This window comes from Polaribacter sp. KT25b (assembly GCF_900105145.1).
Taxonomy (GTDB): Bacteria; Bacteroidota; Bacteroidia; order Flavobacteriales; family Flavobacteriaceae; genus Polaribacter.
On sequence record NZ_LT629752.1, the window covers coordinates 1,561,049 to 1,572,834 of the forward strand.

The following is an 11,786-nucleotide window of genomic DNA, read 5'->3' on the forward strand; positions in this document are numbered from 1 at the left end:
TTTTAGTTTTTAAGTTCTTCTAAAGTATCACAGTGAAAATTTCTATCAACTCTTTTTTTAGGAGCTTGAGTTTTACCACCGCCTAATTTTTCTTTCAACATCATTGTAATAAGTTTACTTCTTTCTTGACTGATAGCTTCACGTTTTTTATGATCTTCATTAATATCAAAATATACTTTACCATCAATAATTGTTTTTTCTACTTTAGTATAAATAGACATTGGGTGATTGCTCCATAAAACTACATCTGCATCTTTACCAACTTTAATACTACCAACTCTTTCGTCGATATGCAATAATTTTGCAGGGTTTATAGTAACCATTTTCCAAGCTTCTAATTCAGAAACGCCACCATATTTTACAGTTTTTGCAGCTTCTTGATTTAATCTTCTAGACATTTCTCTGTCATCAGAATTAATTGCAACAGTAACTCCAGCATTGTGCATAATGGCAGCATTATAAGGTATTGCGTCATTTACTTCGTATTTATAAGCCCACCAATCAGAAAAAGTAGAACCACCAACACCATGTTCTACCATTTTATCTGCTAATTTATATCCTTCTAAAATATGCGTAAAAGTGTTGATATTAAAATTAAATTTTTCTGCAACTTTCATTAACATATTAATTTCTGATTGTACATAAGAATGACAAGAAATAAAACGTTCGCCATTTATAATTTCTACCAATGTTTCCATTTCTGCATCTTTTCTATAAGGTTTTCCACTTTTTTTAAGAACTTCATATTCTTGAGCTCTTGTAAAATAGTCTGTAAACATTTGTTCAACTCCCATTCTTGTTTGTGGAAAACGTGTTCCGTTAGAGCTTCTAGATTGTTTTACATTTTCCCCCAAAGCAAATTTTATAAACTTAGGCGAATTATCATAAATCATATTTTCTGCATTTTCTCCCCATTTTAGTTTGATAATTGCAGAACGCCCACCAATTGGATTTGCAGAACCGTGTAAAATTTGAGAAGTTGTTGTTCCTCCAGAAATATTTCTATAAATATTAATATCATTAGGGTCTATAACATCTTCAATAGTAACTTCTGCAGATGAGTTTTGTGCACCTTCATTAATCGATGATGCTGCAATATGCGAGTGTTCATCAATAATTCCTGCAGTTAAATGTTTTCCTGTTCCATCAATTTCTGTTGCGCCTCTAGAACTTAAACCTTTACCAATTTTATAAATTTTACCATCTTTTAATAAAACGTCTGTATTTTCTAAAATTCCTTCATTTTCACTGGTCCAAACAGTAACATTTTTAATTAAAAGTGTTGTTGTTTTTGGTTGAGAAAAGTTTCCGAAGCCAATATTAGGATAACTTACCGGCAAAACTAAAATTTCTTTTTCATCAGCATTTTTGTCAGATTTTCCCTTTGATTTTTTATCATCCTTTCCCTTTACTTTCTTACTTGCAGACCAAGTAGATTTTTTACCTTCTGCATCAAAAGCATCACCTTGTATTAAATTAGCATCATTTATAACTTTACCAAGTAATCTTGTAAAATTATCGTCATTATTTAATGTAATAGAAACCCATTCATCTTTAAAAGAAAATTTAGATTTTAATTTTTTATCTCCTAATTTAATAGATCCTGTTTGTTTAGAACCTTTTCCGGTAATTGATAAATCGTAATTTGTATTATTAACATATAACATGTATTCGCCTGTTATATCTTTAATATTCATGTCGTTAATAATGTTTTTGTCACCTTGAACCCAGTTTTCAAAAATGGTTGTTTTAGCATCAAAAACATCACCAGAAGTAATTATAAAATTAGCATAACTTCCTGTTTTTAAATTTCCTATTGAATTGTTTCCAATAATTTCTGCAGGAATTGTAGTTAAAGCAGCCAACGCTTTTTCTTTATCAAAACCATATTTAATAGCTTTTTGCAAGTTTTTATGAAAAGATTTTATATCTTTTAATTTGTAAGTTGTTAATGCAAAATTTACATTATTTTTAGAAAGTACACTTAAATTAGAAGGTTCTTGATTCCATTTACGCATATCTCTTAAAGAAATATGTTGCGTTAATAAAGGATCTGAAACATCGTAAGCATTACTAAAATTAATAGGAATTATAAAATTAGCATTCGTAGCTTTTATGTCGTTAATTCTTTCAAATTCTTCTCCACTTCCAAGAATTGTGTATTGAATTCCAAATTCATCACCCACTTTATCAGCTCTTAAAGCATCTAAAAGATTGTTGGTTTCAAAAATCTGAATTAAATCTTTATTGCTATTTAAAGCCTCTAATGCTAAATCTTTATTTTTCATATTTCCTTTAGCATACCAATCTGCATCATTATAAACTTGGCGCAGTAAAGCCATTGCACCCATTAAAGAACTTGGGTAAGCTTGTCTAGATTTATTGCTTTTAGAAAAAGATAAATACTGTGCAGATTTTGTGTCTAAAACTCTATAAGCATTTGTAGAGTTAGGATTTAAAGCAACTAATAAACCACTTCCACGAATAATTCCGTCTTGTACATGTGTGTTTACAACACCAAAACCGGCATCAATAAAACTTTTTGCTTTTTTAGCATCAAATTTAAAATCATCTAAAGAATTTGTTTCTGGTCTAATATGATCATTCCAATAATAACCTTCTCTTTCCGGCTCATATTGAGCACTTCTAGAACTTCTAGATTGTCTTTGTGGCTTTGCAATTCCAAAATCAGAAAAAATATCAATAAATGATGGATAAATAGTTTTTCCTTCTAAATCTGTAGTTTTTGTTCCTTTAGGAATCTTTACAGATTTACCAATACTAATAACTTTACCGTCTTTAATTAATAAAGATCCATTTTTAATAACTTCGGTTGGCGTTACGTAAATTTTTGCATTAGTAAAAGCAAAAGTTGTACTTTCAGTTGTTTTGACTCCTTCATCCGTAGGAAAATAATCTTGTGCATTCGAGACAGAAAGCGACAAGAAAAAGAGCAAGAATAATAGTCTTTTCATGTAGTTTGATTTGTTTTGAATTAACGTTAAAAATATTGATACCCTTTTTGATAAATACTAAATATTTTTAATTTAACAAAAATTTAAGAAATTTAAACCTCATTAGAGGCTTCGAAATATGAAATTATTAAGTCTACAACATAGTTGTAAGATTGTACACCTTTGGCTTGTTTATTGGCTTTTAAATACGCATTATATCCTTTTTTTACAAGAGGTTCAAACGGATTTTTATATTGTAACCAAAACTGATAACTTGCATTAAAATCTTTTAAAATTCCTTTGTTTACCTTTTTTAAGATTGCTGTGTAAACTTCTTGATCGCGTTTTTTTATTTCTGATAAACAATACCCAAATGCCATTCTATAACTTGCATATTTAAAGTAAACATCATCATTATAATTGGCTGCTAAAAAACCAACAAAATTGGCTTCGTTTTCTGCAGCAAAACCTATTTGATGCGCCATTTCATGACAGGTTGTGGTTGGGTAACCCGTTTTAGGAATTCTATCATTTACTTGTGCTTCACCCGTTAATGGATTTAAATAACCAGCTGTACCGTTATAGGTTTGTATTAAACTCATTAATGAACTTTTTACTGATGGAAATTGATATTTTAATTGCGGAAAATCTTCAGATAAATTATCATAACCACTAACAGCCATTTTATACATTTCCTTTTGTGAATAAGGGTTTTTTACAAGTAAAGTGTCATTTTTTGTAATTTTTTGTTGATAATAATTTAGCTTAACAATAATATGTTCTGTAACTTTTAGAAGTTGTTCTGTGGTGTATTTTTTCTGATGATACTTTAAGTTTTTAGATAACGGTTCTCTGTAATAATTTAATCCCCAAAATAGATAAAAACAAAAATAAATAACAGATAAAATTGCCGTAAAATGAAGTGTTTTAGGAATAAAGTTTCTGAATCTAGTTTTTATCAATCTATATAAAAACCTAATTAAAAAAAATATCCCAAAAGCAATTAATAAATCTCCAAAAGAAAAAGGAATCCAACCTAAAATAATTCTAAAAAAGGAAGAAATTATTGGGTAAATTCCGTTTGAATAATAACGTTCTATAAATGCAGGATTGTTGGCAACAATTTGCATTAAAAAAACTTGAATTGGCAATAGTATTGCTAAAATTATATGTGTTTTATTCCATTTCATTGGTGTAAAAATAGCAAATCAAATTAGAAGTTGACTGGTTATTAACATGATAATAACATTTTTGTTTACAATAAATGTTTACAAATTAAAGTTAAATATTAGAAATTACATTCAACCTAAAAAAGTACATTTGTAGCCATGGAAAAAACGAATCCTATAGCAGGTACAAAAATAGATAAAGCAAGAATTATTAGCCTTGAAAAAGGTAAAATTCCGCCGCAAGCAGTAGAGTTAGAAGAAGCTGTATTGGGTGCAATGATGATTGATAAAAAAGGAATTGATGATGTTATTGATGTATTAAGTGCAGATGCTTTTTATGATCAAAAACACCAAGAAATTTATGCTGCAATTTATGAATTATTTCAAAATTCTGAACCAATTGACCTTTTAACAGTATCAAATTTGTTAAAAAAGAATGGTAAATTAGATTTTGTTGGTGGCGATTTCTTTTTAATTCGTTTAACTCAAAAAGTTGCTTCTTCTGCACATATCGAGTTTCATGCTAGAATTATTTTACAAAAATTCATACAGCGTAAATTAATATCAATCTCATCAGAAATAATAGAAAATGCGTACGACGAAAGTTCAGATGTTTTTGAATTATTAGATGATGCAGAAGCAAAACTTTTTGAAGTTACACAAGGAAACTTAAAAAAGAGTTCAGAAGACGCAGGTTCTCTTGTAAAACAAGCTTTGGCTAAAATACAAGAAATTGGAAACCAAGAAGGAATGTCTGGTTTGCAAACTGGTTTTACAAAATTAGATGCATTAACTTCTGGTTGGCAACCGTCGGATTTAGTAATTATTGCTGCGCGTCCTGGTATGGGAAAAACAGCATTTGTAATCTCGATGGCAAAAAATATGGCAATCGATTTTAATCATGGAGTTGCCGTATTTTCTTTAGAGATGTCTTCTGTGCAATTAATTACTCGTATGATTTCTTCGGAAACCGGATTAACATCAGAAAAATTAAGAAAAGGAAATTTAGAACCTCACGAATGGGAACAATTAAATGTTAAAGTAAAACGTTTATCTGATGCGCCTATTTTTATTGATGATACGCCTTCTCTTTCTGTATTTGATTTACGTGCAAAAGCAAGACGTTTAGTATCACAACACAATGTTAGAATTTTAGTGATTGATTATTTGCAATTGATGACAGCTGGAGGGAAAGCAGGAGGAAATCGTGAGCAAGAAATTTCGATGATTTCTAGAAACTTAAAAGCTTTAGCAAAAGAATTGTCTGTGCCAGTAATAGCACTTTCTCAGTTATCGCGTGCCGTAGAAACGCGTGGAGGATCTAAAAGACCTTTGCTTTCAGATTTACGTGAATCTGGAGCAATTGAGCAGGATGCAGATATTGTATCTTTTATTTTTCGTCCAGAATATTACGGAATGACAGAATGGGATGATGATGAACACACACCATGTGAAGGACAAGGTGAATTTATTGTTGCAAAACATAGAAATGGTGGTTTAGATAATATTCGTTTGAAATTTACTGGGCATTTAGCTAAATTCTCAGATTTAGAAGAAAGTTTTAGTTCAGAGTTTCAATCTTCTATGAACGCAGATATTTCTCAAGATCATAGAATTGAACCAGGTGATGCTTTTGGTGATGATGATATAGATGATATGCCGTTTTAAATACTAAAGAATTTATAAAATTATAGAAATACACAATTGCATCAAAGTAATTGTGTATTTTAGTTTTTTTAAAAATTTAGATATATAAAATGGAAATATTTTTTGGTACAATTGTTTTACTAATTTATTTGTCTATTTTTTTATTTGGATATAAGAAAGATTATCAAAGAAATCCTAAAGAGTTTTTAAAAACAATAATAGGTATGCCAGTTTCCTTTATTTTAAGTCTTTTTGGTGGCAATTTTTTAGATAAAAAAATAAAAAAATGGACTAAAAAGTAATACTAATGTTAAGAAAATTATTTATTTTAAATCTATTTTTATTCATTTCAAACTCAATTTGGGCATCATTTATTTATGTACCTATGAGTCATGATAATCAGAAAAATCATTTAAAAGCATACGGAATTGTTTATTTTTCTTTAGAAGCGGGTTTAAAATCTAAATGGTTACTAAATTATGATGGAGGTGCTTTTTTAATTGAAAACAATAAAGCTGTAGAAAACGAATGTAAAATTAGAGGTGTTTCTTATCAAATAATTTCTGATGCAAAATCGCAATTAATTTTAGAAGAAATTTCTTCGCCTTCATCAAATCAAGATGCAGTTACTTTAGAGAAAGCTCCAAAAATTGCGGTGTATTCTCCAAAAGATAAAATGCCTTGGGATGATGCTGTTACAATGGTTTTAACCTATGCCGAAATTCCGTTTGATGTAATTTACGATAAAGAAGTTTTAGAAGATAAATTACTTATTTATGAATGGTTGCATTTACATCACGAAGATTTTACAGGACAATATGGTAAGTTTTATGGCGCTTACAGAACGACTCCTTGGTATATTGAAGCAAAATTAGCATCAGAAAAAAAAGCCAAAGAATTAGGTTTTGCAAAAGTATCCGAAGAAAAATTAGCAGTAGCAAAAAAAATTAGAGATTATGTAATTGGTGGCGGCTTTATGTTTGCAATGTGTTCTGCAACAGATAGTTTTGATATTGCATTATCTGCAGAAGGTGTTGATATTGCAGAAGCAATGTTTGATGGAGATGCATCAGAACCTAATTATCAATCAAAAATTAATTACAATAAGACGTTTGCTTTTAAAGATTTTGAGTTAGTAAGAAGTCCAATAACGTACGAATTTTCTACTATTGATATGACACGTAAACGTAAAATTCCAAAAACTTCAGATTATTTTTCATTGTTAGAATTTTCTGCAAAATGGGATCCTGTTCCAACAATGTTAACTCAAAATCATACAACTTTGGTAAAAGGTTTTATGGGCCAAACTACTTCTTTTGATAGAAATACGGTAAAAACAAATGTGTTGGTTTTAGGAGAAAACAAAACCAATAGAGAAGCACGTTATATTCATGGAACAAAAGGAAAAGGAATGTTTACTTTTTATGGCGGTCATGATCCAGAAGATTATACGCACAGAGTTGGCGATCCAAAAACGGAGTTAGATTTGCATCCAACTTCGCCAGGTTACAGATTAATTTTAAATAATGTTTTGTTTCCTGCAGCTAAGAAAAAGAAACAAAAAACATAGTTTTTTATCTTTCAAATCTATTATTTACAAGTTTTTTTCATTAATTGTTAATAAACCTTTGTTTTGCTGATAAATAATCTTGTTAGTTGCTGTTAAAAAAATTACTTTTGCCTTCAAATTAAAACAATAAAATGCCAACAACACAAAAATTACAAGATTTTACACAACAAGTAAGAAGAGATATTTTAAGAATGGTACATGCAGTAAGTTCTGGTCATCCAGGAGGATCTTTAGGATGTGCAGAATTTATTACTTGTTTGTATCAAGAAGTAATGGAATATTCTACCGATTTTGATATGGATGGAAAAAATGAAGATTTATTTTTTCTTTCTAATGGACATATTTCTCCAGTATTTTATAGTGTTTTGGCTCATAGTGGATTTTTTCCTGTTTCAGAATTAGCTTCTTTTAGATTGTTAGATTCTCGTTTACAAGGTCATCCAACAACACATGAAGGTTTGCCAGGTGTAAGAATTGCTTCTGGTTCTTTAGGTCAAGGTTTATCTGTTAGTTTAGGAGCTGCACAAGCTAAAAAATTAAATGGTGATGATAAAATAGTATACACTTTACTTGGTGATGGTGAGTTGCAAGAAGGTCAAAACTGGGAAGCAATTATGTATGCATCAGCAAAAAAAGTTGATAATATAATTGCTACTATTGATTTAAATGGAAAACAAATTGATGGTTCTACAGACCAAGTTTTACCAATGGGAAGCATAAGAGCTAAATTTGAAGCTTTTGGTTGGGATGTTTTAGATGTTGAAAAAGGAAATGATATTGATGTAATTTTAGCTGGTTTGGCAAAAGCTAAATCTTTAACAGGAAAAGGAAAACCTGTTTGTATTTTATTACATACAGAAATGGGTAACGGTGTAGATTTTATGATGCATACGCATGCTTGGCATGGTAAAGCACCAAGCGATGAGCAGTTAGAAAATGCTTTAGCTCAAAACCCTGCAACTTTAGGAGATTACTAAAAATCAGTAAAAGATTTAAAAATTAAATTTTTATTAAAAAAAGCTTTTCAAATTCATTGAAAAGCTTTTTTTTATGCTTTTTTTTAGAGAAATTCTGTAAGAATCCGTTTATCTTTACAACTAAGAGATAAAGTTTTTAAAATTAATTTTTCAATTAAAATATGAAGATCGGAATTGTTTGTTATCCAACATTTGGAGGAAGTGGAGTAGTAGCAACAGAATTAGGAATGGCTTTGGCAGATAAAGGTCATGAAGTACATTTTATAACTTACAATCAACCAGTTCGATTAGATTATTTATCGCATAAATTACACTTTCATAGAGTTTTAATAGAAGAATATCCATTGTTTCAATATCAACCTTATGAGTTGGCTTTGTCTAGTAAAATGGTGGAAGTTGTAGAGAAACATCAGTTAGAAGTTTTACATGTTCATTATGCAATTCCGCATGCGTATGCTGCATACATGGCTAAACAAATGCTTTTAGAAAAAGGAATTGATGTTAAAGTAGTAACCACTTTACATGGTACAGATATTACACTTGTTGGTAGTCATCCAACTTATAAAACTGCTGTTGAATTTAGTATTAATAATTCTGATGTTGTGACAGCTGTTTCTAATAATTTAAAGGAAACTACAAATCAGTTATTTAATATAAAAAAAAATATTGAAGTTATTTATAATTTTATTGATGTTGATAAATATGATAAAGAAGAACATCAAGAATGTAAAAGAAGTGCTTTAGCAGAACCTCATGAGAGAATTTTAACTCACATTAGTAATTTTAGACCCGTAAAAAGAGTTGAAGATGTTGTTAAGGTTTTTTATGAAGTTCAAAAAGAAATACCTTCTAAATTATTGATGATTGGAGAAGGTCCTGAACGAATTAAAGCTTCTACGTTAGCAAAACAGTTAAAAATAAAAGATAAAGTTTTCTTTTTAGGAAATAGTACCGAAGTTGCTAAAATATTATGCTACACAGATGTTTTTTTATTACCATCACAAACAGAAAGTTTTGGTTTTGCAGCTTTGGAAGCAATGGCCGCTAAAACAGCAATTATTTCTACAAATACAGGTGGCTTACCAGAAGTAAATATTCATGGTAAAACAGGTTTTTTAAGTAATTTAGGTGATACAGAAGATATGGCTAAAAATGCAATTCAAATTCTTAAAGATGGTGCTTCATTAGAATTTTTTAAACAAAATGCTAAAGAGCATGCTAAGAAATTTTCTATTCAAAATATATTACCTGTTTATGAAGATATCTACAAATCTTGTTATAAAAGTAAAGTATAAAAAAAAGCTCAAATTTAAAATTTGAGCTTTTTTTTATATGTAAAAATTTGAAATTTATTTTCCAAAAAATCCACCTAACATTCCACCAATTCCATCAGTTTCTTTTTTATCTCCTCCTAAAAACATTCCAGCAACATCATCAATAACACTTCCGTCACCATCAGAATCTAACATTTGTTCTAAAAAGTTTTGTTCGTTTTTACTCTCACTTCCACCTAATAAACCACCTAATAACCCTGTTAGATCTCCAGAATTACTAATGTTTTGTTCTTTTTTTTGTTTACCTAAAACACCCATTAATAAAGGTGCAGCAACTTTTAAAATATTTGCAACAGACCCAGCGTCTAAACCAGATTTTTGACCAATAACTTGTTCAACACCTTTTTGTTTACTTCCTAAAATATGATTTAAAATTCCTGCGCCATCTTCTTTTACAGATTCATCAACTCCACCACTAAATAAACCACCAAGGTTATCTAAAATACTTCCATCATGTTTGCTAGATAAAGCACCCATTAATCCTTCTGCTCCTTCTTGAGTTGAAGAATTTCTTTCCATAGCTTTCATTAATACTGGTAAAGCCATTGTTAAAACACTACTTGTTTTACTTGAATCATTACCTGTAGAACCTGCTACTCCTGATATAATTGATTTTCCTAAATCACTACTTAATATGTCTAATATTCCTGCCATTTTATGCTTTTAATAATTAATATAAAAGATTTCTAATTTTATGACACAATATATGAATAAAGTCACATTAATTTTAATTTTTTTTTACCTTTCAAATTCTTAAAATTTAAAACGATTACATGAGAAATTTGGCATTACATTGGAAAATATTAATAGGAATGGTAACAGGAATCCTTTTTGGGTTAGGAATGTTAAATATTGATGGAGGTGCCGTTTTTGTTTCTAATTGGATAAATCCTTTTGGTAATATTTTTGTAAAACTTTTAAAATTAATTGCAGTTCCTTTAATAATTGCATCTTTAGTAAAAGGAATATCAGATTTAAAAGATATTTCTAAGTTTAAAAATATTGGTTTAAGAACTATTAGTATTTATATAGGTACTACTGTAATTGCAATTACAATAGGGTTATTATTAGTAAATATAGTGCAACCTGGAGACGGAATATCCGAAGAAACTATTAATAAACTTACAGATACATATGCAACAAGTGGAGGCGTACAAGCTAAAATACAAGAGGCTTCTAAACAAATAAATAGCGGTCCTTTACAGTTTTTAGAAGATATGGTGCCAGATAATGCTTTAAAAGCTATGAGCGAAAATACTTCTATGTTACAAGTAATTTTCTTTACTATCTTTTTAGGAATTTCTATGTTATTAATTGGTGAAAAAAAATCAAAACCTTTAAAAGAATTTTTTGACTCTTTAAACGAAGTAGTTTTAAAAATGGTTGATTTAATTATGCTTTTTGCTCCATATGCAGTTTTTGCATTATTATCTAATGTAGTGGTTTCTTCAGATGATCCAGATTTATTAGTTGCGTTGTTTAAATATGCTTTAACAGTTGTTGGAGGTTTATTAATTTTAGTTGCTTTTTACATGTTTTTAGTAAGTATATTTACTAAAAAGAATCCGCTTTGGTTTTTAAAACAATTAAGTCCAGCGCAATTATTAGCATTTTCTACAAGTTCAAGTGCTGCAACTTTACCTGTAACTATGGAGAGAGTTGAAGAACATATTGGTGTAGATCCAGAAGTTGCTAGTTTTGTATTACCAGTTGGAGCAACAATAAATATGGATGGAACTTCTTTATATCAGGCAGTTGCAGCAGTATTTATTGCACAAGCTTTAAATTTCGATTTAACATTTGCAGATCAATTAACTATTGTTTTAACAGCTTTATTAGCTTCAATTGGTTCTGCAGCAGTTCCTGGAGCAGGAATGGTAATGTTGGTAATTGTGTTAGAATCTATAGGATTTCCGGCTGATAAATTAGCAATTGGTTTGGCTTTAATTTTTGCTGTTGATAGACCTTTAGATATGTGCAGAACCGTAATTAATATTACTGGTGATGCAACTGTATCTACTTTAGTAGCAAAATCTGTAGGTAAATTACACGATAATCCTATTCCAAAAAATTGGGATGATAATTATGATGAAGTTAAATAATCAATAGGTTTTAAGAGTTGTTTTGAAGTAAAT

At 29.5% G+C, this 11,786-nt stretch carries 9 protein-coding genes; 6 read left to right on the forward strand and 3 right to left on the reverse strand.

The window, feature by feature from the left end; translation table 11 throughout:
- Positions 1–2: 2 nt before the first annotated feature.
- The gene (locus BLT70_RS06620) at positions 3–2,975 is read right to left on the reverse strand and encodes an amidohydrolase family protein (RefSeq protein ID WP_172824397.1); all 2,973 of its coding nucleotides are present in this window, start codon (positions 2,973–2,975) and stop codon (positions 3–5) included.
- A 92-nt stretch (positions 2,976–3,067) separates the two neighbouring features.
- Positions 3,068–4,144, reverse strand: a complete 1,077-nt coding sequence (locus BLT70_RS06625) for a DUF3810 domain-containing protein (protein ID WP_091892826.1) — start codon at positions 4,142–4,144, stop codon at positions 3,068–3,070.
- Positions 4,145–4,282: 138 nt separating this feature from the next.
- Between BLT70_RS06625 and dnaB the strand changes: the two genes are divergently transcribed.
- From dnaB to bshA, 5 genes are all read left to right on the forward strand, one after another.
- On the forward strand, positions 4,283–5,791 hold the full coding sequence (gene dnaB / locus BLT70_RS06630) for a replicative DNA helicase (RefSeq protein WP_091892828.1): 1,509 nt from the start codon (positions 4,283–4,285) through the stop codon (positions 5,789–5,791).
- A gap of 89 nt (positions 5,792–5,880) precedes the next feature.
- Positions 5,881–6,072, forward strand: coding sequence for a hypothetical protein (locus tag BLT70_RS06635; protein ID WP_091892830.1), 192 nt, complete (start codon positions 5,881–5,883; stop codon positions 6,070–6,072).
- An 83-nt stretch (positions 6,073–6,155) separates the two neighbouring features.
- Positions 6,156–7,340 (forward strand): asparagine synthetase B, encoded by a 1,185-nt coding sequence (locus tag BLT70_RS06640; protein WP_091892831.1) that lies wholly within the window; start codon positions 6,156–6,158, stop codon positions 7,338–7,340.
- A 131-nt stretch (positions 7,341–7,471) separates the two neighbouring features.
- The gene (locus BLT70_RS06645; protein WP_091892834.1) at positions 7,472–8,317 is read left to right on the forward strand and encodes a transketolase; all 846 of its coding nucleotides are present in this window, start codon (positions 7,472–7,474) and stop codon (positions 8,315–8,317) included.
- A gap of 161 nt (positions 8,318–8,478) precedes the next feature.
- Positions 8,479–9,612 carry an N-acetyl-alpha-D-glucosaminyl L-malate synthase BshA gene (gene bshA / locus BLT70_RS06650; protein ID WP_091892836.1) on the forward strand — a complete coding sequence of 378 codons (1,134 nt, stop codon included), beginning with the start codon at positions 8,479–8,481 and terminating at the stop codon, positions 9,610–9,612.
- A gap of 54 nt (positions 9,613–9,666) precedes the next feature.
- Here the strand turns inward: bshA and BLT70_RS06655 are convergent, their stop codons facing one another.
- The gene (locus BLT70_RS06655; RefSeq protein ID WP_091892837.1) at positions 9,667–10,305 is read right to left on the reverse strand and encodes a DUF937 domain-containing protein; all 639 of its coding nucleotides are present in this window, start codon (positions 10,303–10,305) and stop codon (positions 9,667–9,669) included.
- Positions 10,306–10,424: 119 nt separating this feature from the next.
- Between BLT70_RS06655 and BLT70_RS06660 the strand changes: the two genes are divergently transcribed.
- Positions 10,425–11,753 carry a dicarboxylate/amino acid:cation symporter gene (locus BLT70_RS06660; RefSeq protein ID WP_091892840.1) on the forward strand — a complete coding sequence of 443 codons (1,329 nt, stop codon included), beginning with the start codon at positions 10,425–10,427 and terminating at the stop codon, positions 11,751–11,753.
- Positions 11,754–11,786: the final 33 nt, after the last annotated feature.

Bases quoted from the DNA above. Each gene is read 5' to 3' on its own strand.
- BLT70_RS06620 (WP_172824397.1), bottom strand. From the start codon at position 2,975: ATGAAAAGACTATTATTCTTGCTCTTTTTCTTGTCGCTTTCTGTCTCG.
- BLT70_RS06625 (WP_091892826.1), bottom strand. From the start codon at position 4,144: ATGAAATGGAATAAAACACATATAATTTTAGCAATACTATTGCCAATT.
- dnaB (WP_091892828.1), top strand. From the start codon at position 4,283: ATGGAAAAAACGAATCCTATAGCAGGTACAAAAATAGATAAAGCAAGA.
- BLT70_RS06635 (WP_091892830.1), top strand. From the start codon at position 5,881: ATGGAAATATTTTTTGGTACAATTGTTTTACTAATTTATTTGTCTATT.
- BLT70_RS06640 (WP_091892831.1), top strand. From the start codon at position 6,156: ATGAGTCATGATAATCAGAAAAATCATTTAAAAGCATACGGAATTGTT.
- BLT70_RS06645 (WP_091892834.1), top strand. From the start codon at position 7,472: ATGCCAACAACACAAAAATTACAAGATTTTACACAACAAGTAAGAAGA.
- bshA (WP_091892836.1), top strand. From the start codon at position 8,479: ATGAAGATCGGAATTGTTTGTTATCCAACATTTGGAGGAAGTGGAGTA.
- BLT70_RS06655 (WP_091892837.1), bottom strand. From the start codon at position 10,305: ATGGCAGGAATATTAGACATATTAAGTAGTGATTTAGGAAAATCAATT.
- BLT70_RS06660 (WP_091892840.1), top strand. From the start codon at position 10,425: ATGAGAAATTTGGCATTACATTGGAAAATATTAATAGGAATGGTAACA.